Consider the following 21,786-nt stretch of genomic DNA (forward strand, 5'->3'; position numbering starts at 1 on the left):
CGTTGGGCCCGGTCGACCGGACGGACGGGGCTGTGGCAGGCAGGGACGTTCGGCGTTCGGCCCTGCCTCCCCCGCATCAAGTTGTCCCCGGCCGGCTCGCGCCGGCCGCGGTACTGCTCGTCGGTTCCCGGCCGGGGACGGGTGGTGCGCCCGTCCCCGGCGGTTACCGGGTCGTCGCCCGTGGGCCGGTGGCCGACCGGCCACCGGCCCACGGACCGGTCAGCTCGCCGGGTTGAACTGCACCCAGTTGAGGTAGACCAGGTTGCTGTCGGGACCACCGTCCACCGTCCGGAACACCAGGTAGAGCTGGTGCGTCCCGGCCGGGTGGTCGATCGCGACGTCGTGGCTGGTCCAGTCACGCGAGCCGGAGGTGGCGTTCAGCGTGGTGCTGGCCACCAACGGTCCGTCCGGCGCGTCGACCCGCACCTCGACGACCGCCCGAGGGTCACCCACGGTCGACGAGGAGCCTCGGCTGTGCCGCAGGGTCAGCGACTCGATCCCGTCAAGGTTGATCGGATCGAAGGCGATGTAGTCGTCGCCGTCGATGCTGGACACGTGCAGGCCGCCGCCGGTGTCGGTGGTGTTGGAGGTCTCGACGCCCTGCTTGATCTGGGCGTACTCGGCCTGCTGCTGGTAGACCTGGATGGTGGCCTGGCCGACCGTGGTCAGCGCCGGCTGGCCGCCGCCGCCCAGGTCGGTGTAGCGGGCGCTGATGCCGCCGAACAGGTAGCTACCAGCGTGGTCGGCACCGTCGGCCGGGGTCGGCAGGGTACCGGTGCAGCCGGTGGTGCTGGTCTGCGGGTGACCGTGCTCGTCGTGGCCGAGTACGAAGGAGACCTCCACCCGGTCACAGTCGATGGTGCCGTCCTCGGGGTCGGTGACGGTCACCGCGTACGGCACCGTGTCGCCCCAGTTGAAGAAGGAACCGGACACGGGTGCGGTGACCTCCACCGTCGGAGCGGTGTTGCCGACCGTGATGGTGCGGCTGAGCGTCGCCTGCTTGCCCGTCGAGTCGCTCACCGTCAGCTGGGCGTAGTACACGCCGTTGCTGGTGTAGGTGTACGACGGGTTGGCCTCGGTGGAGTCGGTGGTGCCGTCCCCGTCGAAGTCCCAGGCGATGCTGATCGTCTCGCCCACCTCGGGGCTGAACGAACCCTCACTGGAGAACTGCACGGTCAGCGGAGCCTGCCCGGACGTCGGGCTCGCGTCGAGCTCGGCGACCGGACCGCGGGTGCCCTTGACGTACCGGATCTGGTACAGCGAGGCATCCGGGTTGGCCCGGAAGAAGCCGTCACCGTAGTCCAGCACGTACAGGGTGCCGTCCGGGCCGATCTCCATGTCCATCGGGTTGTCGAAGGTGAAGCCGGGTAGGAACGCCTCGACACCGAAGAACTTGCCGCTGCCGTTGGTCCGCATGTTGAACATCCGGTCCCGGCTGAACTCACCGAAGAACACCGTGTCGTGGTAGTACGCCGGCAGCTTGTACTCCGACTCCAGCGATTCGTCGTACTTGTAGATCGGGCCACCCATCGGACCGACACCGCCGGTGCCGATCACCGGCCACTGGAAGTCACAGCTGCCGACCGGGTCGACCAGGTAGCTGTCCCGGCAGGTGGTGGTGGCGTTGAACGTGTACCAGAACTGCGGCTGCTCGACCGGCGGCAGCACGCTCAGACCGGTGTTGCGCGGCGAGTCGTTGATCGGCGCGGCGCAGTTGAACGGCTCGCCCGAGGTTCCCGTCTCGAAGTCGTAGTCGATGTACGGCAGAGTCGGCGAGTAGCAGTACGGCCAGCCGTAGTTACCTGCGGTCTTGGTCGCGAACCACCGGCCGGTGCCCTCCGGGCCCCGCTGCGGGTCCGGGTTGCGCGAGTCCGGCGAGTAGTCACCGATGTAGACGAAGCCACGGTCGTCGACGTCGAACCGGAAGGGGTTGCGCAGGCCCATCAGGAAGATCTCCGGACGGGTCTTGTCATCGACGTCCTGCGACTCCCGGAACAGGTTGCCGGCCGGGATGCTGTAGCTACCGTCGTCCTTGACGCGGATCCGCAGCACCTTGCCCCGCAGATCGTTGGTGTTGGCCGAGGAGCGCGCGGCATCGTAGGCCGGACCCCGGGTCGCCGACCGGTTGATCGGGGTGTAGCCGTCCGAGCCACTGGCGTTGGTGTCGTCGCCGGTGACGAGGTAGAGCAGGCCCCGGCCGTCGAACTTGACCTCGCCGGCCACGTGGCAGCAGGCGCCCCGGTCGGTGTCGACCTTGAGGATCTCCTGCTCGGTCGACATGTCCAGGTGCGGGGTCGGCTCCTCGACGAACTTGACCCGGGAGAGCAGGTTGTAGCCCTTGAACGGCTCCCAGACGCTCGGGTCGTCACTGTTGGCCGGTGCGTCGCCCTCGTTGACGCCCGGGGTTGCCGGGTCGTCCACCGGTGTGTCCAGCGGTGGCGCGTAGTAGAGATAGACCCACTTGTTCTCGGCGAAGTTGGGGTCGAGGGTCACCGACTGCAGGCCGTCTTCGTCGTGCTGGTAGACGTCCAGGTTGTTGATGACCGGGCTGGCCCCCGACGACGGGTCGTACAGACGGATCTCACCGGCGCGGGTGTTGTGCAGCACCCGGCCGTCGGGCAGCACCGCGAGGGTCATCGGCTCACCGGGCTGGTCGTTGAGAACGACGCGCTCGTAGTTGGACTCGACGGTCGCGCCGCAGTCACCCTCGGCGATGCCCGCAGCCCATTCGATGCCACCGAGCAGGTGCTTGCGGACCGCCCCGATGGTGAAGGTGTCCGCCGAGGCGCCGAGACCGGTGTACCAGGACCGGCCGCCCTGGTAGTCCTGGCACCAGGAGATCGGGTGGTCGGCGCCCATGCTGCTGCCGTCCAGCGACGTCGGGTCGACGCTGGCCAGCACGTGCTGCACACCCCGGACGTTGCCGGTGTAGTTGAGGTACTCGTCCTCGATGATTACTTCGCGGGGCATCGTCGCCGTGGACGGGTGGTAGCGGTCAGCGACGTCGATGACGCCAGCACCGTTGGCGGTGGTGCCGGTCGAGGTGGTACCGACCAGACCACGGTAGAAGGCCCAGTCCGGCTCGGCGTCCACCGCGAGGTGCACGCCGAGGTACCCGCCACCGGCCTTGATGTAGTCCTCGAACGCTTCCTGCTGCGCGTCGTCGAGCACGTCACCGGTGTTGTTGATGAACACCACTGCCGCGTAGTTGGCGAGGTTCGCACTGGTGAAGCTGGTCCCGTTGCGGGACACGTCGATCGTGAAGCCGTTGTTCTTGCCGAGGGTACGGATGGCGTTGACACCCTTGGCGGTCGACGGCTGGGCCGCCTCCTCGCTGTGGGTGTAGACCAGCACCTGGTAGTCGTCGTGGTGCTCGTGGCCGTCGTGGGCGACCGCTGGCGCGGTGGTGATCATGGGTGCAGCGAGTGCCGCACCCGCGGCGACGGCAAGCCATCGCCGGGCGGATCTACTCATCAGTCTGTTCCTCCGGGGGTTCGGGAGGCTCACGCCTCACCGTGGGCACTGATTCCGTTGTGGACGGACAGTTACGGTTGGTGCCTCACCCCTGGCGCGGTGCCACGTCCGCCAGAGTCTTCTGGTACGCCCTGCTGGCCGTCCGGCGTGACCGGGGAATCCCGATCCGGTCACGCCGGACGAGCCGTCCTCGTACCCGCGGATCACCCGGCGCGGGGCGCAACCGCGCCGGGTGACCCTCGCCCACGGGACGAGGAGTCTCGGTTCCAGGCGTCTCGACGAGGTCGAGTCGCTCAGGCCGGTGCCGTGGTCTTCGCCGAGTCCACGGTGACCCATTCGCCGAGCCCGGCCGACTCCTCCACTGCGGCCAGCGCCTGCTGGACCTGGAGTGCGTCGTCGAAGGACGGCGTCGGGTCGTCTCCGGCCGCCAGCGCCGCGACGAAGTCACGGGCCTGGTGGGTGAAGGAGTGCTCGTACCCGATGCCGTGGCCGGGCGGCCACCAGGCGGACAGGTACGGGTGCTCCGGTTCGGTCACGATGATGCGGGTGAAGCCCTGCTCGGCCGCGGGCCGGGTGGCGTCGAAGAACTCCAGTTCGTTCATCCGCTCGAAGTCGAACGCGACCGACCCGAGCGAGCCGTTGATCTCGATCCGCAACCCGTTCTTGCGTCCGGTGGCGAAGCGGGTCGCCTCGTAGCTGGCCACCGCCCCACCGTCGAGCCGGGCCATGAACAGCGCGGCGTCGTCGACGGTGACCTCGCCGGTGGCCGGTTCGGCGTCGTCTGCGGACCCGCCGCCGGCCGAAGCGGTCAGCCCGCTGGAACCGGCTGGCAGCGGCCGCCGCTTGACGAACGTCTCGGTCAGCCCGCTCACCCGGGCGATCCGTTGGCCCGTGACGAACTGGGTGGCGTCGATGATGTGCGCACCGATGTCACCCAGCGCCCCGGAACCCGCCTTGTCCTTCTGCAACCGCCAGACCAGCGGAAAGTCCGGATCGAGGATCCAGTCCTGCAGGTACACCGCCCGCACGTGCCGGATCGTTCCGATCCGGCCGTCGGCGACGAGTTGACGCATCAACGTCACCGCCGGCACCCGCCGGTAGTTGAATCCGCACATCGACCGGACGCCGCCGGCCCGGGCGGCCCGAGCCGCGTCGGCCATCTGCTGCGCCTCGGCCACCGTGTTGGCCAGTGGCTTCTCGCACAGCACGTGCTTGCCGGCGGCGAGTGCCGCGATGGCGATCTCGGCGTGGCTGTCACCCGGCGTACAGATGTCGACCACGTCGATGTCGTCCCGGGCGATCAGCGCCCGCCAGTCGGTGGTGTACGACTCCCAGCCGAGTTGGTCGGCGGCCTCGGCCACCTTGGACTCGTCCCGGCCGCACACCGCGGTCATCCGGACCCGCGCCGGCAGATCGTAGACCCGGTTCACGGTACGCCAGGCCTGCGAGTGCGCGGCGCCCATGAACGCGTAGCCGACCATGCCGACCCGCAGTTCGTTGTGTTCAGCGGACAAGGTAAGCCTCCCCGAAAAGGTCAGAACCCGAGCGGCAGGTACTCGCTCGCGTTCTCCTTGGTGATGGTCTCCGAGGCCAGGATGATCTCCTTGGGCACCTGCAGCTCGACCAGGTCGGACATGCCCCGGCCCTGTGCGATCAGGCGGGCGAGCGAGATCGCCGAGGAGGCCATCGACGGGCTGTAGGTGACGGTCGCCTTCAGCACGCTGTCGTCGGCCTGGATCGCCTCCATCGCCGCCCGCGAACCGGCACCGCCGACCATGATGAACTCCGACCGGTTGGCCTGGCTGATCGCGGCCAGTACCCCGATGCCCTGGTCGTCGTCGTGGTTCCAGATGGCGTCGATTTCCGGCAGGGCCTGCAGCAGGTTGGCCGCCTCGCGCTGGCCGGAGTCGGCGGTGAACTCGGCCGCCCGCCGGTTGGCGACGGTGAAGCCGTGTACCTCGAGGGCGTCCTTGAAGCCGGCGGACCGCTCCTGGGTCAACTCCAGCGCGTCGATCCCGGCGATCTCGGCGATCACCGGGTTGGCGATGCCCTTCTCCTGCATCTGAGCGGCGATGTAGTTGCCCGCCGACACACCCATGCCGTAGTTGTCGCCCTTGATCTGGGTGCGGTAGGCCAACGCCTGGGTGAACGCCCGGTCCAGGTTGACCACCGGGATGCCGGCCTCCATGGCCTGCAGGCCACTCGCGGTGAGCTCGGCCCCGTCGTGCGGCAGCATCACGATGACGTCCGGACTCTGCGAGATCAGCGTGTCCAGCGCTGCCCGCTGGGCGGCGGCGTCGGCACCGGCCTCGACCGTGAGGAACTCCACGTCCGAGTACGCCTCGGCCTGGGCCCGGGCGTTGTTGGTGATCGCCGCGAGCCAGCCGTGGTCGGCCGCCGGGGCGGAGAAGCCGATGGTGACCGTCTCACCGGGCTCAGAGTTGGGGTTGCCCTGGTTGGCGGCCTGGGTCTGGGTGTTGGTCGGGGCGGCCTCGTTGCTGGTGCACGCGCTCAGCAGTACACCGGCACCGACTGCGGCACCACCGGCGAGCAGCCGACGGCGGGACATGTCACCGGCGGCGGCGCCGCGGGCGCCGAACAGTGTCCGACGGGAGAAAGCGGTCATGACGACCTCCTGGATCGCAATGGCGAGGGGTTATCGGGGTGTGCGGGGCCTGGCGACCGTCGGAGTCGACGGCCACCGGGCGGTGGATGGGTGTGTCAGGTGGGACTCAGGCGGTTCTTCGGTTGAAGAGCTGACTGAGGGAGTTGAACCGGAACTGCTGGATGAGAACGGCCACCACGATGATCCCGCCCTTGATCATGTTCTGGGATTCGGTGGAGAGTCCGTTGATGGCGAACAGGTTGGTGATGGTGGAGAAGACCAGCACCCCGAACAGGGCGCCGATGATGGTGCCGCGGCCGCCGGTGAGCAGCGTGCCGCCGATGATCGCCGCAGCGATCGCGTCGAGCTCGTACAGGTTGGCCATGGCGGCCTGGGCCGAGTTGGCCTGCGCGGTCAGCATGATCGCGCCGATACCGCAGCACAGCCCGGACAGGCCGTAGATGAGCAGGGTGTGCCACCGGACGTTGATCCCGGCGAGCCGGGCCGCTTCGGCGTTGCCGCCGATCGCAACGGTGCGTCGGCCGAAGGTGGTGCGGTTGAGCAGCACCCAGCCGGCGGCGACCACCGCGGCGAGGATGACGACCAGCAACGGGATTCCGAGGATCCGCTGGGTGGCCATTCCATTGATCACCGACGAGGTGGAGACCTGGGTCTGTTTGCCGGAGATGAGCGCGGCCAGCCCTCGCGCGGCCACCATCATCGCCAGGGTGGCGATGAACGGCACCAGCCGGCCGTATGAGATCAGCACTCCGTTGACCAGCCCGACGCACATCCCGACCACGACGGCGGTGAAGATCATGCCGCCGGGGCCGAAACTCTGGGTCGCTACCGTGGTGGCCCATACCCCGGCCAGCGCCATGATCGCGCCGACCGACAAATCGATGCCGCCGGCGATGATCACAAATGTCATGCCGACGGTGACCACGCCGATCGCGGAGGCCTGCTGCAAGATGGTGAAGATGTTGTTGCGGACCCAGGTGGGGTCGCTGTATAGGTCGGGCCGGGTGGCGGCACCGATGATGACCAGAATGACGAGGACGCCGACCAGCCACAGGTTGCGTCGGGCGTACTCGCTGGCGTCGGAACGCCACCAGCTCTGCCGGGGTGGTTCGTCCGCGCCGTGCGCCGGCGGCGCTGCCGGCTTCTCCTTACCGGGTACGGTCGCCGTGGCCTCTTCCGCGGTCACAGTCCTACTCCTTCGTTTACCGGCTGGCCGCTGGCCAACCGGTCGGGTCGCCCGGTCACGCCGTGGCGCTTTCCTTCGCCGACCCCGACATGACGAGGTCGAGCACGGTCTCCTCATCGATCTCACCGGCCGGGGCCTGGTGGACGACGCGTCCTTCCCGCATCACCAGCACCCGGTCGGCCAGCCCCAGTACCTCGGGCACCTCGCTGGAGACCAGCAGGACGCCCACGCCCTGCGCGGCAAGGTCGTGGATCACCTGGTACAGCTCGGCCCGGGCACCGACGTCGACGCCCCGGGTCGGCTCGTCGAGCAGCAGCAGCCGGGTGTCACCGAGCAGCCACCGGCCGACCACCACTTTCTGCTGGTTGCCGCCGGAGAGCTGGCGCACCGGACGGTGCACGCCCCGGGGACGCAGTTCCAGCGAGCCGGCCACCCGTTCGGCGGCGCTGACCTCCCGGCCGGCGTCGGTGAACCCGACCCGGGCGAGGCGACCGAAGGTGGCCAACGTGATGTTTCGGAAGATCGGTTCGCCCAGCAGTAGTGCCTGGCTCTTGCGTTCCTCCGGTGCCATGCCCATGCCGGCCCGCACCGCGGCGCCGACGCTGCCGGCCCGTACCGGTTTGCCGGCCATCGTGACCCTGCCGGTGTCGGCGGTCCGGGCTCCGAAGATCGTCTCCAGCAGTTCCGAACGACCGGCACCGACCAGACCGGCGATGCCGACGATCTCCCCCCGCGCGACAGTCAGTGAGACGTCGCTGAACTCCCCCGCGCGGCCGAGTCGGGACACCTCCAGCAACTGCTCCCCGTGTGGGTTGGGCTCCCGCTGTGGGAACACGTACTCGATGGACCGGCCGGTCATCCGGCTGACCAGTTCCTTGGTCGGGGTGGTCTGGGCCGGCAGGTTCTGCGCGGTGGTCCGGCCGTCCTTGAGTACGGTGACCCGGTCACCGATCTCGCGGATCTCCTCCAGCCGGTGCGAGATGTAGATGACCGCGATGCCCTGAGCGGTCAGTTCGCGAATGATCCGGAACAGGTTCTCGACCTCGTCGTGGGCGAGCACCGCGCTCGGCTCGTCCATGATGATCAGCTTGGCCTGGTGGGACAGTGCCCGGGCCATGCTGACCACCTGCTTGCCGGCCGCCGGAAGCGATCGGACCAGCCCGCGGGGTCGGATCTCAGCGTGGCCGAGTCGGCCCAGGATGTCGCGGGTGCGTCGAGCCATCGCCGACCGACGGACGAAGCCCGCGGTCCGCGGCTCGTGGCCGAGGAAGGCATTCTCCGCCACGGAGAGGTCGTCGACCAGGTCGAGTTCCTGGTAGATGGTGGCGATGCCGGCCCGCATCGCGGCCTGCGGGTTGGCGAACCGGACCGGTCGGCCCTGCCATTCGACCCGCCCCGAGTCGGGGCGGTGCACGCCGGCCAGCACCTTGATCAGGGTCGACTTGCCGGCCCCGTTCTGGCCGAGCAGGCAGTGCACCTCCCCGGCACGTACCTCGAGCTGCACCCCGTCCAACGCGCGTACCCCGGGGAAGGTCTTCACGACGTCGGTCAGCCGCAGCACCACGTCGCCGCCGGCGGTCACGGTCGGGGTACCACCGGGCTCGTCAACCGGCGCGGCGCCGGTGGCCTCGGGGGCGCTCACGACGCCTGCTCGAAGGCGACGTCGCTGGCCAGCACGGAGGCGCCGGTCACGCCGGCCCGCGAACCCAGCTCGGACAGCACGACCGGCAGGTTGCCGGTGGCCAGCGGCAGTGACCGCCGGTAGACCACGCTGCGGATCTCAGCGAGCAGGATGTGCCCGAGGTGGGCCAGACCACCGCCGATCACGATCATCGACGGGTTGGCGAAGCTGACCAGACCGGCGAGGACGCCGCCGAGCCGCCGGCCGCCGTCGCGGATCAGCCGGATGCAGGTGACGTCACCTTCCATGGCGCACTCGGCGACGTCGCGCGCGGTGAGCTCGGCCCGCTGGGTGAGCCGCTCGGCCAGCGCCGGAGAGGTGCCGGCCCGGGCGGCGGCGGCCGCCTCCTTGGCCAGCGCCGCACCGCTGAACAGCGCCTCCAGGCATCCGGCGTTGCCGCAGGAGCACATCGGACCGTGCGAGTCGACCTGGATGTGGCCGATGTCGCCGGCGCAGCCGTCGATCCCCCGGTAGACCTGGCCCGCGAGGTAGATGCCGCAGCCGACGCCGGTGCCGAGCTTGACGAACAGGAAGTCGTCGACCGAGTGGGCCACGCCGCCGTGCCGTTCCCCGATGGCCATGATGTTCACGTCGTTGTCCACCACCGCCGGGCAGCCGTGCTCCCGGGCGAGCAGTTCACGGACCGGGAACCGGTCCCAGCCCGGCATGATCGGCGGGGAGACCGGCACTCCGTCGCGGTAGCTGACCGGCCCGGGCACCCCGATGCCGATACCGTCGAGGCGCTCGTGCACCCCTTCGACCCGGGCCTTGGCGAGCAGCTCGTTGATCCGGTGCAGGATGACCTTCGGCCCCTGCCGGATGTCGGCGGGTTCGGTGTACGCGGCCACCGGCTCCAGCCGGCCGTTGGTGATCTCCACGTCGACCGAGCTGGCGCCCAGGTCGATCGCGGCGAACCGCAGGTCCGGGTTGAGCTCGACCAGGGTCGAGCGGCGGCCGCCCCGTGAGGCGGCCATCCCTGCTTCGGTCACGAAGCCGGAGGCGACCAGCCGCTCCAACTCGGACAGCAGGCGAGGGCGGGGAATCTCCAGCTGGTCTGCGAGCTCGGCCCGGGAGACCGGTCCGCTGTCCCGCAACAGTCGCAGCAGCTGGAGGTGCAGAGGATCCGCCGTACGCATGGGGTCCACCTCCGACCGTGAGTTAACACCGAGGCGACCTCGGCGTGTCGTGACCGAAACACTAAGAGTCTTCTCAGTCTCGTGTCCAGAGTTTCGGTCTGCTGAAGCAAAACTTTTTCTGATCGTGACAGAAGTTGGTGAAACGTGCTCGAACCGGGGTTGACCTGGCCCGATGTATCTGGTTCAGGGCACGAGGGATCGACGGATCGGCCCCCGCTCAACGAGTGCGGAACCCGGACACGCGGAACCGGGGTGCCGACCGCCGCCGCTGCGGCGGTCGGCACCCCGGCCGGTTCACGCGGTTGGATCAGTGGCCGCCGTGCCGGGTGGCGGGCGACCGGTGGATCACTCGCCCTGGCTGTAGACGGTCAGTTCCGACATGTGCTGGTAGCTGCGCTCGGCGAACTCCAGCGACTGACCCGGGTTCTCCGATCCGCCGGGAGCGGTGTCCTGCTCCCAGTTGGCGTGGTGGAAGTCGTAGTGCCCGATGGTCTGGAAGAACTGCTGGAAGTTGATGTCGCCGTCGCCCATCGGCGTCATCTCGTAGCCGTTGCTCTGCTCCGGGCTCCTGGCACCGTCCTTGGCGTGGAACAGCGGGAACCGCCGGGGCCGACGGGCCACCGTCAGGATCGGGTCGAACACTCGGGTCCGCTCCCGACCAGCCGAGTTGATGAACGTGTGGTGCTTGTGCCGGGCGACGTAGCCCCAGTAGATGTCCATCTCGAAGTAGACGTACTTCGCGTCGGTTTTGGCCATGAAGTACTCGAGCTTGCGGACACCGGACGAACGGGTCGGCCGTCCCTGCTCGTCCAGCGGGCCGGAGTCGAGCAGGAAGTTGTACGCAGCGTCATGGTTGTGGGTGTAGAGCCGCATCTTGCGTTCCCGGGCCTGCCGGCCGAGCTCGTTCCACAGGTCAGCGGCCTCGTCCCAGTCCGACTGGTAGTCGCTGCGGGTCGGGTCGCTGCCGGTGCCGATGTTCTTCATGCCGAGTTCCTCGGCGATGTCGAGCTCCTGCTGGAACGTCTCCGCATTGATCCTGGCGTGGGTGCCGTTGGCGACCAGGCCGTTGTCGTCCAGGATCTTGCGGATCTCGGTCGGCGTGATCTGCCGTCCGAGGATCTCCTCGCTCTGGGTGTAACCAGCGAACTCGATCTCCTTGTAACCGAGTTCCGCCAGGCGGGCCAGGACCCGCTCGAAGCCGTACGGTACGCCGCTGTCGTCCGGGGCGGCCCGGATGCGGTCCCGGACCGAGTAGAGGATGATGCCCCGGTTCTGCTCGGGGATCAGCGGGTCCACGGACCAGCCGCCGCCGGCCCGGGCCGGACGGCTGGTCTGCAGCACCGGCAGCCCGGCCGCACCGAGCACGGCAGCGGCACCGGCCGATGCGGCGAGGATGTTGCGGCGGGTGAGCGCCGGATTGGGTGGCGAGAGTTGCCCGTTGCGGCGTAGCACCTCGTCCATTCTGTCCACCTTTCTGCAGCGGCTCGCAGAGCCGCCGATGACGAGTGAGGAGGGTCGGGGTGTACGGAGCCGCACGCCGCCGAAACGCACGACCCCGGGGCGGGGGTTCGGATGGGTGGGTTCGGGTCGGTGCTGCGGTCGCGGCACCGACCCGAACCGCGGCTGTCACCGCCACGCCCCTGGCGGGAGACAGCTCGGGCCTGGTGGCCCTGGTCGCGACCGGCGTTTACGACGCTGTGTCGCTGGTGTTACGTCTGGGGCAGACATTAACCCCGGAGACCAGGGGAAAGAAAGACCCCGACGAACCAAACTTTCAGGTGAACTACCGATGGCTTTGTCTTCCGCCAGCCAGAAGTCTGTACGACAGGGCCCGACAAGATCGATGACTGTCGCAGAAGGGTGCTCCTAGGACGTCAGTTGCAGAGCAGCCGACCTACCCGACGCCCGGCTACGGTCAGCCCGAGCACCGTCACCGCGACGAGATAGCCGACATCGACCAACTGCATCCACCCGACAGTGTCCACGGCGATCGCCCGGATCAGGTGGACCGACCGGTACAGCGGGGTCAGCTCGACCAGCCAGCGCAGCACCGACGGGTACGCCTCGGCCGGCACGAACGTCCCGGAGAACAGGAAGACCGCGAACTGGGCCGAGCCCATCAGGTCGAAGTCCTGCCAGCTGCGCATGTAGGTGGACAGCGCCATGCCGAGCCCGCCGAAGGCGAACCCGACCAGGATCGCGGCCGGGAACGCCAGCAGCGCCCGGGGGACCGTCGTCAGCCCCATCGCGACCATCACCAGCAGGAAGGTTGCCGAATAGATACTGCCCCGCGCCATCGCCCAGCCGAGCTCACCGAAGGCCAGCTCGGTCGGGCGGACCGGGGTGGCCAGGATCCCGTCGTAGAGCTTGACGAACTTCATCTTGGCGAAGAAGTTGAACGTCGTCTCCGACAACGCGCCGGTCATCGCCGAGGCGGCGAGCATCGCTGGGGCGACGAACGCTGCGTACCCGATGACGGCCCCGCTGCCCGGCAGGGTGATGTCCCCGATCAGCCGGCCCACGCCGACACCGATCGAGAACAGGTAGAGCAACGGCTCGACCACCCCGGAGATCATCACCACCCAGTACGCGGACTTCAGGGCGGCCGCGTTGCGCTCCATCACCGACCCGGCCCGCCGCACGGCCGCGCCGACCCCGAGCATCTGCGGCAGGACGAGGGTCACCACTGTTGCCTCCTCTAGTGGATCAGACGCTTGCGGAACCGGGTGACTGCCAGCCACCACCCGGCCGCCGCCCAGAGGCTCAGGTAGCCGAGATGCCCGGGGACGGACCAGGCGGGCATGATGCCGAGCGAGGCCGCCCGGCACAGGTCGACCCCGTGCCAGAGCGGCGACAGGTACGCCAGCCAGCGCACGGTCACCGGCAGCGACTCCACCGGAAAGAACACTCCGGCGAACAGGGTCATCGGGATGACCGCGAACCGGAACACGATGACCATGTAGCTGTCGCTGCGGATGGTGGCCGCGAAGGCGGCCACCGGCAGGGCGACGGCCGCTGCCAGCAGCACGGCCACCGGCAGGGTCAGCACCGCCCAACCCGAGTGCAGCGCACCGAACGCGGCGGCCACCGCGACGAAGGCCACGGCACTCGCCAGCACCCGCAGCAGGACGAAGGCGAGCAACCCGCCGACGATGTCGGCGATCCGTAGCGGAGCGGCTATCTGCGAGTAGTAGGTCCGTTGCCAGGTGAACCCGCCCAGGACCGGCCAGGAGGACTCCCCGATGGCCACCTGCAACGCGGTGGAAGCGATCAGACCAGGGACGATCCAGTCGAGATAGCTGAACCCACCGACCCCCTGGTCAACGTAGGCTCCCACCCCCACTCCGAAGCTGAGCACCGTCAACAGCGGCAGCAGGAACGACGAGAAGACCGACGACCGCCAGGTCCGCCGGTAGGCGGTCAGGTTGGCTTCCAGGACGCTCGACGCCGGCCCGAACCAGCTCCGGGCCCGCGCCCCGGTCGATCGCGCGGTTGTCGTTACCGTCGGCGTCGCGCCAGTGTCTGTCCCGGACATCCGTCGTCGCCCTCCCCGTACCCGGTCCCGGCCGATGTTGTACCGCCCGGGTACGACATCGTGGAAACGACGCCCCGGAACGACCGCCCGAGACCTACCGGCCCGGCGTACTCTACGGCGACGGCGGGACATCCTCACCGGTATTTCCGTCTCCCGGGTCCGCCGCCCGGGATGGTCGCCAGGTTCTCGACGGTGGTCAGCAACAGCACCCGTTGCAGCGCCTGCCCGGCGGCCAACCACTACCGCTCGGTGTCGCCCGTGGTGGAAGGCACGAGAATGGCGGGGTACGGCTCGAAGCGTTCGGTGGACCGGGTCAGACGCGGCGCCGCCAGGCCGAAGTCACGGATCGGCAGGGCTTCCAGGGCGTCACACGGACCGATCGCCGACCGGGACTCCCGCCGTCAGTGCAGGCGGTTGCGCTCGATCGCCGGCGCCGCGGCGCGCTCCACCCAGTCGATCCGGCGCACCTCGTATTCGACCTCGCCGTGCTCGACGCCCTCGATCGGATCGTCCCACTGCAGGTGGAAGCAGCGGGCCAGGCGCAATCCGGCCGCTTCCATCACCCGCCGCGAGGCGACGTTGACCGCCATCGTCTCGGCGAAGACCCGGTCGACGGTCGGGTGGTCGAACGCCATCCGCAGCAGCGCTCGGGCACCCTCCGAGGCGTACCCCCGGCCCCAGGAGGCGCGCCGCAGTCGGTACCCGAGCTCCACCTCGGTGATCGCCAGCCGGCCACTGCGGCCGTTGACCACACCGCTGGCGGGACCGATGCCGGCCGGACCGGCGGCGGCCGGCTTCAGCGCGAACCAGCCGATGAAGGCCCCGCTGGAGCGCTCGATGGCGGCCCACTTGCCGAAGCCCGGAAAGCGAAGATAGTCACGCAGGATCGCGGGCAGGACCTCGCGGCGTACGGTTTCGGCCGGGGTCGGTCTGCCTCCGGTGAGGTACCGCATCACCTCGGGGTCACTGTCCAGCTCGACGAGCAGTGGCAGGTCGTCGATGGTGAAGCGGCGTAGTGACAGCCGGTCGGTCTGCGCGATCATGCCCGGCCGATTCTAGTCGATCAGGGTCCGGCCGGTGAGATGCAGGAAGACGTCCTCCAGACCGCTGCGCCGGATCAACGCGCTGGTCGGCGCCAGCCCACGGCGGTGTACCTCGTTGAGCGCCCCGTCGCCGTCGCCGGTGTAGAGCAGGATCCGGTCCGGCAGCACCTCGGTCCGTTCGGCGATTCCGCCCAGCTTGCCGGCGAAGCTGTCCTGGTCGTCGGTCGGGAACCGGAGTTCGACCACCTCACGGGTGGAGTAGCGGGTGATCAGGTCCGGCGGCGAGCCCTCGGCGACGATCCGGCCGCCGTCCATCACCACCAGTCGGTCGCAGAGCTGCTCGGCCTCGTCCATGTAGTGCGTGGTCAGCACCAGGGTGACACCCCGCTGCTTGAGCCGGAACAGCCGCTCCCACACCAGGTGCCGGGCCTGCGGGTCCAGCCCGGTGGTCGGCTCGTCGAGCAGCACGATGTCCGGCTCGTTGACCAGGGCACGGGCGATGGTGAGCCGGCGTTTCATGCCGCCGGACAGCGGCTCCACCTTGCTGCCCGCCCGGTCGCGCAACTGCACGAAATCGAGCAGTTCGTCGGCGCGGCGCCGGGCGACCGGTCGCGGGATCTGAAAGTAACGGGCGTAACTGACCAGGTTCTCCCGTACCGTCAGTTCCTGGTCGAGGTTGTCCAGCTGCGGGCAGACGCCGAGCCGGGCCCGGATCGCCGGGCCGTCCTGCTGCGGATCCATCCCGAGGATTCGCAGAATGCCGCCGCTGGGCGGGGAGACGCAGCCCACCATCCGCATGGTGGAGCTCTTGCCGGCGCCGTTCGGTCCCAGGAAGCCGAACGCCTCACCGGGCGCGACATCGACGTCGATGCCGGCGACCGCGGTGAACGCCCCGAACCGCTTGACCAGACCGCGTGCGTGGATAAGTGGCCCGCTACCCCGTTCAGTCACGGCCACGACGCTACCGCGCGGCCCCGACAGGGACGCCAGCGAGTTTCGCGAGCGAGGCGCCTTTCGTCAGATTGAGGACAAAGTATAGTACGAACGTCTTGAAGTTTGCGCTTCAATGCACTAAGTTTGCCATCCTGACTCGCTACTCCCGGGTCAGCGGGCGAGTTCGTCACCTTGCCCGGTCCCTGCCCACGCCGGTCCGCTTCGCCCGCGTGTCCACCGGCCCTCCACGTCGGACGACGCCACGTGCCGGACCCAGGTAAAGGACAATGACCAACGTGCTGGGAGTGTGGCCGGAGAACACGCATCAGGCGCAGATTCTGCGCCTGCTCCGCGACGGCCCGTGCTCGCGCGCCGAACTCGGCGACGCGGTCGGCCTGTCCAGGTCGAAGGTGGCCACCGAGCTCGACCGGATGATCGACCGGGGTCTGGTGGAGACCGCCGGTCCGGCCGCGTCCCGGGGCGGTCGTCCGTCGTCGATCGTCAGGATCGCAGCCGCCACCCGCTTTCTCAGCATCGACATCGGCGCGAGCACCCTGGACGTGGCGCTCACCGACGGCGAGCTGCAGGTCGTGACCCGGCTGACCGAGCGCACCGAGCTGCGCCAGGGTCCGACAGCGGTGATCGCGCAGGCTCTCGAGCTGGTCACCAAACTGGCCGCCGACTCAGGAACCACGCGGTTCACCGGCGCCGGCATCGGGGTGCCCGGTCCGGTCAGTTTCCATGAGGGTGTGCCGGTCTCGCCGCCGTTCATGCCGGGTTGGCACCGCTTCCCGGTACGGGAGATGTTCAGCACCGAACTCGGCTGCCCGGTGCTGGTCGACAACGACGTCAACATCATGGCGCTCGGTGAGAAACACGCCGGCATCGCCCGTTCGTTCGACGACTTCCTGTTCGTCAAGATCGGCGCCGGGATCGGCGCCGGGATAGTGGTCGGCGGGGACGTCTACCGGGGGGCCAACGGTTGCGCCGGCGACATCGGCCACACCGCTGTCGACGAGAACGGGCCGCAGTGCCTCTGCGGCAACGTCGGCTGCCTGGAGGCGTACTTCGGCGGTGCGGCGCTGACCCGCGACGCGGTCGCGGCCGCCCGAGCCGGGCGTTCCGACCAGCTCGCCGAACAGCTCGCCCGGATCGGCACGCTCACCGCGCTGGACGTCACCCGGGCGGCCGCCGCCGGCGACCCGGTCGCGGTCGGCATGGTCCGCGACGGTGGCCGACGCGTCGGCCAGGTGCTGGCCCGGCTGGTGAGCTTCTTCAACCCGGGGATGGTGGTGATCGGCGGTGGGCTCGCCGGAATGGGTCACGCGTTACTGGCCGAGATCCGAGGCATCGTATACCGCAGCTCACTGCCGCTGGCCACCGGTGACATGCCGATCGTCCTGTCCGAGCTGGGTGACCAGACCGGTCTGATCGGCGCCACCCGGATGATCAGCGACCACGTTTTCACCGCCAGCTGAGCCGACCTGCCCGGCCCGGACGCATCCGCCACCGGACGGCTCCACCTCGGCCGCCGGTCATGGCTGCTGCTCGACCGACGCCCGGGCCGCGGCCACCAATTCGGCGGTACGCTCGGGCAGCCAGGCAGCGTCGGTGTCGACGCCGGCGTCGTAGCGCACCGTCCAACTCAGGCCGTCGATGCCGGACACCCGCCGGCCCACCACCCGAGCCCCGCCACCGTCCAGCTGGTGGTGCATGCTGTAGCCGACTGACCGGGTCACCCTGGTCCGGACCTGGTCCGGGACGTCTCCCGGGTCCGAGAGGTCGAACGAGATTGCCGGTCCGTCGGCGACCACGGTGTAGCCGTCGTGCTCAGACACCGTCTCGGCCGGCGTGACGACGAGCGTCTCGCCCGACCAGACCGCCTTGTGCACCTGGTGCCAGCCGAGCCGGGTGTCCCGGCCCGGCAACCACAGGCCCCGGTTGGTGACGACCAGTGTGCCGGTCGCGGTCCCACTCCAGGCCAGCACCCGCTCGTCGCGGTCCAGCGGCGGCCGCTGGGCGGCCGGCAGCCGGGCGCTACGCCGAAACAGATTCCACACCGTCACAACCCTCCCACGGCTTGTTCGCGCAACGCACGCGCATGCTGTTCCAGGGAGAACAGCTCTCCGGCCAGGGTCAGATACTCGTCCTGGTTGGTCACCGGATTGATCCGCTGTACCTTGGACTTCAGCTCCCGGATCCGGGTGGTGACCGCTCCCCACTGCAGGCGGGCCAGGGTCACCGAGACGTAGTACGGGTCCGCGTCCCGGTCGACGTGCAGCGGTTCGACCGCCAGCTCGGCGACCAACGCCCGGGCCGCGAGGTCGGCGCAATTGTCCCGGACCCGCTCGATCCACACCGCTCCGGTGGTGGCGGCTGCGACCCCACCGGCCTGCGCCATCGCGTCCCGCAGCACGGCGTGTACCGGATGCTGGTAGACCTCCGCGCCGAGGTTGTCGAACATCGGACCGGCAAGCACCGGCACCTGGAGTCCGAGCTTCAACGCCTCCCGTTCGACCAGCGCCTGGGGATCGTCCGGCTCATTGCGCGGCTTCGGCGCCGCCGGCTCGGGCACTGCGGCCCGGCCGCCAGCGGTCCGCTGCGGCCCGGCCGCCGCCGCGAGCACCGCCCGCTGCACCGGTTCGATCTCCATCCCGAGGTCGCCGGCGAGCTTGCGCACGTACTCCGGGCGTTTGTCCCGGTCCTTGAGCTTCGCCACCAGCGGCGCGGCCCGCCGCATCGCCTCCACCCGGCCGTCGACGGTGTCCAGATCGAACCGGCTCAGGACCTGCCGCAGCGCGAAGTCGACCAGCGGTTCCCGGCGCGCGACCAGGTCGCGCACCGCGAGGTCGCCCTTCGCCAGCCGCAGATCGCACGGATCCATGTTGTCCGGGCTGACCGCGATGAAGGTACGCCCGACGAAACGCTGGTCCTCCTCGAACGCGCGCAGCGCCGCCTTCTGCCCGGCCGCGTCCCCGTCGAAGGTGAAGATGATCTCCCCGGCGACGGCCTCGGTGTCCATCAGCAGCCGGCGCAGTACGCCGATGTGGTCCGCGCCGAACGCCGTGCCGCAGGTGGCGACGGCGGTGGGCACCCCGGCCAGGTGGCAGGCCATCACGTCGGTGTAGCCCTCCACGATCACCGCCCGGCCCTGCCGGGCGATCTCCCGCTTCGCCTGGTCGATCCCGTACAGCACGTGGGACTTCTTGTAGATCGGGGTCTCCGGTGTGTTCAGGTACTTGGGTCCGTCGTCGTCGTCGAAGAGCTTGCGCGCGCCGAAGCCGATGACGTCGCCGCCGAGATCCCGGATCGGCCACAACAGGCGGCGCCGGAAGCGGTCGATCAACGAGCCGGACCGGGCCTGGCGGGCCAGCCCTGCGGTGATCAACTCCTGGGCGGTGTAGCCCCGCTGGCGCAGGTGCCGGGTCAGCTCGTCCCACGCGTCCGGGGCGAAGCCACACGCGTACCGTTCGGCGGTCGCCCGGTCGAACCCCCGGCGGGCGAGGAACTCGCGGGCCGGCCGGGCCGCCGGGTCGGTCAGCCGGTCGACGTAGAACTCGACCGCGGCGGCGTGTGCCGCGGTCAGTCGTTGCCGCTGACCGGTCTGCTGGCGGACCGGCGCGGGACCGGCCTCGATGTAGCGCAGCTGGATCCCGGCGCGGGCGGCGAGCCGCTCCACCGACTCGACGAAGGTGAGGTGCTCGGCCTCCATCAGGAAGGTGATCGCGTCCCCGCCCTTGCCACAACCGTGACAGAAGTACACGTTCCGGCCGGGTGCCACGGTGAACGACGGCGTCTTCTCGTCGTGGAAGGGGCAGAGCCCTTTCAGGTTGCCACCGCCGGCCGACTTGAGTGTGACACTCTCCGAGATGATGTCGGCGATCGACGTACGCTCCCGCACCAGCGAGATGTCCTCGTCCCGGATCCGACCAGCCATGCTCTGCCGCCCCCCTTCGAGGTACATCCTGCCCTGCCGCCACCATCACCGAGGGTGCGGGTACCGGGAGTCGGGTCCCGGCACCTCACCGGCTGCGACGAATTTCCCGAACCCCGCTCTGACCAGGCAGGCTCCTGTCAATACGCACTTTCCACGCCTCGCCGAAGAACAGACCTTGTCCTTCCCTGTAACCAGGGCAATACTGTCTGTGTCGTACCTAGTGAACCGTTCGCTGGCTTGTTTCTCTTTCTTCACGATTCACTGTGTCTTGTCTACATTGCCGGATCCCCAGCCCGAAGGAGGAGGCACCCCCATGCCCCAGCTGCTGCCCGAGACCAGCGCCACCGACCACCTGGACGTGATCGCCCTCGACGAAGCGCCCCGACTGTGTGCCCTCTATCGCAGGCAGGACGCCGAGCTGGCACCGGAGGACGAGCTCCCGCACATCGCCGGCTGGGTGCTGGCCTGGCCGGACGGCTCGGCCCTGACCCTGCTCACCGAGGGCGACCAGCCACGGATCATCTCCGGATCGCTGTCGAACGTCGAGACCTGGTGGTCGGCGCTGCTCGCCGCAGACCTGGTCGCGGTCCGTCCGCCGGCCGAGGGCCGAGTGAGCCACCGGCCGTGAACCGAATCAGACGCGGGTCGGACCCGGCCGCCCCGCCGGCCGGGTCAGCCGCCGGTGCCAGGAGATCGCCGCAAGATCGGTGAGTGACGCGACCTGGTCGATGATCACCCGGGCCCGGGCCCGGTCCTCCGACGCGTCCGACCACAATGGGAGAAAGACCGGGTCCAGGCCGGCCGGGGCGTACCCGGTCAACGCGTCGACGAGTTCGGCGAGAATCTCCCGCTGCCGCAGGTAGCCGGCGGCGGCACCCGGCCGACGCATCACGTAGCGCAGCGTCAGCCCTTTCAACAGCGCGCACCGGGCGCGCACCACCCGGGGCACCACCAGATCGGCCGCGTACCGCCGCACCGGCAGCCCGCCGGAGCGCTCCCGGGTAGCGGAGACCGCGGCGGCGACGAACGCCCCGGTGAGCATGCTGGTCGTGCCCTTCAGCGCCGCCTGCGCCGGGTGGCTGCCGTCGTAGCCGACCAGCAGCCGCAACGCCGGGCGGGCCAGCAGTTCGGCCAGGATGCCGGCCAGGTCGTCGGCGGACTCGGTGGAGTACACCGCGGCGACATCAGCTGCCAGCGCGGCCTGTTCGTCGGGGTCCGCGATCAGCCGGCCGAGGTCGATGTAGCCGCCATGGATACCGTCCTCCAGGTCGTGCACCGAGTACGCGACGTCGTCGGCCCAGTCCATCACCTGCGCTTCCAGGCAGCGCCGCCGGCCGTCGGGAGCGCCGTCGCGCAGCCAGGCGAACACCGGCTGGTCGTCGGCGTACACCCCGAACTTGCGCTCGCCGGGCCGGCGTGGCCAGGGGTACTTGCAGGTAGCGTCGAGCGAGGCCCGGGTGAGGTTGAGCCCGACGGAATCGCCGGACGGACCGATCACCTTCGCTTCCAGGCGGGTGAGCACCCGCAGCGTCTGTGCGTTGCCTTCGAAGCCGCCGTAGCCGGCGGCGACCTCGTCCAGTGCCCGCTCACCGTTGTGCCCGAAGGGCGGGTGTCCGAGGTCGTGGGCCAGGCCCGCGACGTCCACCACGTCCGGGTCACAACCGAGCCGGGCACCCATCTCACGGGCGATCTGCGCGACCTCCAGCGAATGGGTCAGTCGGGTCCGGGGTACGCCGTCCGCGCCGCTCGGATCCGCCAGATGCACCTGGGTCTTGGCCGCCAGCCGCCGGAACCCGGCCGAGTGCAGCACCCGGGCCCGGTCCCGCTCGTACGGGCTGCGCCCGTAGCCGGTGTCCTTGGCCGGCTCCGGCACCAGACGGTGCACGTCAGCGGCGCGACCAACCGCCGGGCCGTCCGGAGAGGCACTCACCTTCAGCAGCCTAACCGCCCTGGCGGGGCGGCGAACCGGCAACCCGACCAGCCCCGCAGGGCGGCGGAACCGATCCCAGGTGCGGCGGTGCCGTCACCCGATCGGGTAACGATTTCGGGGTAGTTTCCACTTTGTGTCGTGATGTTGACGTCGGCCCTGCGGGACCGCACCGACCGGCCCACAATCGGGGCGTGGCTGACCAGGGGTGGACCCGTACCAGCCGGCTCGTACACATCTGCGATGTCGCCGAACCGATGCGGTACGCCGTCGAGGAGCACTGCGCCGGCCAGCTCATGGGAGAGCTG

The 21,786-nt window shown here is 69.5% G+C and carries 16 protein-coding genes; 2 read left to right on the forward strand and 14 right to left on the reverse strand.

The features are described from left to right. Nucleotides 1-219: 219 nt before the first annotated feature. The 11 genes from O7621_RS26500 to O7621_RS26550 form a co-directional block, all read right to left on the reverse strand. On the reverse strand, nucleotides 220-3,474 hold the full coding sequence (locus tag O7621_RS26500) for a ThuA domain-containing protein (RefSeq protein WP_282231733.1): 3,255 nt from the start codon (nucleotides 3,472-3,474) through the stop codon (nucleotides 220-222). Between the two features lie 293 nt (nucleotides 3,475-3,767). Then, nucleotides 3,768-4,988, reverse strand: a complete 1,221-nt coding sequence (locus O7621_RS26505; RefSeq protein ID WP_282231734.1) for a Gfo/Idh/MocA family oxidoreductase — start codon at nucleotides 4,986-4,988, stop codon at nucleotides 3,768-3,770. A gap of 20 nt (nucleotides 4,989-5,008) precedes the next feature. Further along, a complete protein-coding gene (locus O7621_RS26510) occupies nucleotides 5,009-6,100 on the reverse strand; it encodes a substrate-binding domain-containing protein (protein WP_282231735.1) in 1,092 nt (363 codons plus the stop codon). Between the two features lie 106 nt (nucleotides 6,101-6,206). Continuing rightward, nucleotides 6,207-7,286: an ABC transporter permease gene (locus tag O7621_RS26515; RefSeq protein WP_278170603.1), complete on the reverse strand. Its 1,080-nt coding sequence runs from the start codon at nucleotides 7,284-7,286 to the stop codon at nucleotides 6,207-6,209. 55 nt (nucleotides 7,287-7,341) lie between these two features. Continuing rightward, the gene (locus tag O7621_RS26520; protein WP_282234740.1) at nucleotides 7,342-8,868 is read right to left on the reverse strand and encodes a sugar ABC transporter ATP-binding protein; all 1,527 of its coding nucleotides are present in this window, start codon (nucleotides 8,866-8,868) and stop codon (nucleotides 7,342-7,344) included. A 56-nt stretch (nucleotides 8,869-8,924) separates the two neighbouring features. Further along, nucleotides 8,925-10,103, reverse strand: a complete 1,179-nt coding sequence (locus O7621_RS26525; RefSeq protein ID WP_281550954.1) for an ROK family protein — start codon at nucleotides 10,101-10,103, stop codon at nucleotides 8,925-8,927. Nucleotides 10,104-10,448: 345 nt separating this feature from the next. Then, nucleotides 10,449-11,564 (reverse strand): sugar phosphate isomerase/epimerase, encoded by a 1,116-nt coding sequence (locus tag O7621_RS26530; RefSeq protein WP_281550955.1) that lies wholly within the window; start codon nucleotides 11,562-11,564, stop codon nucleotides 10,449-10,451. A 413-nt stretch (nucleotides 11,565-11,977) separates the two neighbouring features. Further along, entirely contained in the window at nucleotides 11,978-12,790 is an 813-nt protein-coding gene (locus tag O7621_RS26535) for an ABC transporter permease (RefSeq protein ID WP_282231736.1), read from the reverse strand. 11 nt (nucleotides 12,791-12,801) lie between these two features. Continuing rightward, complete coding sequence (locus O7621_RS26540; RefSeq protein ID WP_282231737.1) at nucleotides 12,802-13,638, reverse strand: ABC transporter permease; 837 nt, start codon at nucleotides 13,636-13,638, stop codon at nucleotides 12,802-12,804. Nucleotides 13,639-14,039: 401 nt separating this feature from the next. Beyond that, nucleotides 14,040-14,681 carry a GNAT family N-acetyltransferase gene (locus O7621_RS26545; RefSeq protein ID WP_282231738.1) on the reverse strand — a complete coding sequence of 214 codons (642 nt, stop codon included), beginning with the start codon at nucleotides 14,679-14,681 and terminating at the stop codon, nucleotides 14,040-14,042. Between the two features lie 12 nt (nucleotides 14,682-14,693). After that, on the reverse strand, nucleotides 14,694-15,632 hold the full coding sequence (locus tag O7621_RS26550) for an ABC transporter ATP-binding protein (RefSeq protein ID WP_282231739.1): 939 nt from the start codon (nucleotides 15,630-15,632) through the stop codon (nucleotides 14,694-14,696). Between the two features lie 269 nt (nucleotides 15,633-15,901). Here O7621_RS26550 and O7621_RS26555 point away from each other — a divergent pair, with 269 nt between their 5' ends. Further along, nucleotides 15,902-17,092: an ROK family transcriptional regulator gene (locus O7621_RS26555; RefSeq protein ID WP_282231740.1), complete on the forward strand. Its 1,191-nt coding sequence runs from the start codon at nucleotides 15,902-15,904 to the stop codon at nucleotides 17,090-17,092. A gap of 57 nt (nucleotides 17,093-17,149) precedes the next feature. Here the strand turns inward: O7621_RS26555 and O7621_RS26560 are convergent, their stop codons facing one another. Both O7621_RS26560 and dnaG read right to left on the reverse strand, forming a co-directional pair. After that, the gene (locus O7621_RS26560) at nucleotides 17,150-17,674 is read right to left on the reverse strand and encodes a hypothetical protein (RefSeq protein WP_282231741.1); all 525 of its coding nucleotides are present in this window, start codon (nucleotides 17,672-17,674) and stop codon (nucleotides 17,150-17,152) included. Between the two features lie 2 nt (nucleotides 17,675-17,676). Continuing rightward, nucleotides 17,677-19,578 (reverse strand): DNA primase, encoded by a 1,902-nt coding sequence (gene dnaG / locus O7621_RS26565; RefSeq protein ID WP_282231742.1) that lies wholly within the window; start codon nucleotides 19,576-19,578, stop codon nucleotides 17,677-17,679. Nucleotides 19,579-19,864: 286 nt separating this feature from the next. Here dnaG and O7621_RS26570 point away from each other — a divergent pair, with 286 nt between their 5' ends. Then, nucleotides 19,865-20,179, forward strand: coding sequence for a hypothetical protein (locus O7621_RS26570; protein ID WP_282231743.1), 315 nt, complete (start codon nucleotides 19,865-19,867; stop codon nucleotides 20,177-20,179). A 6-nt stretch (nucleotides 20,180-20,185) separates the two neighbouring features. Here the strand turns inward: O7621_RS26570 and O7621_RS26575 are convergent, their stop codons facing one another. Next, a complete protein-coding gene (locus O7621_RS26575; RefSeq protein WP_282231744.1) occupies nucleotides 20,186-21,481 on the reverse strand; it encodes a deoxyguanosinetriphosphate triphosphohydrolase in 1,296 nt (431 codons plus the stop codon). Nucleotides 21,482-21,786: the final 305 nt, after the last annotated feature.

Origin of the sequence: Solwaraspora sp. WMMD937, from assembly GCF_029581175.1 — a bacterium.
Lineage (GTDB): Bacteria > Actinomycetota > Actinomycetes > Mycobacteriales > Micromonosporaceae > Micromonospora_E.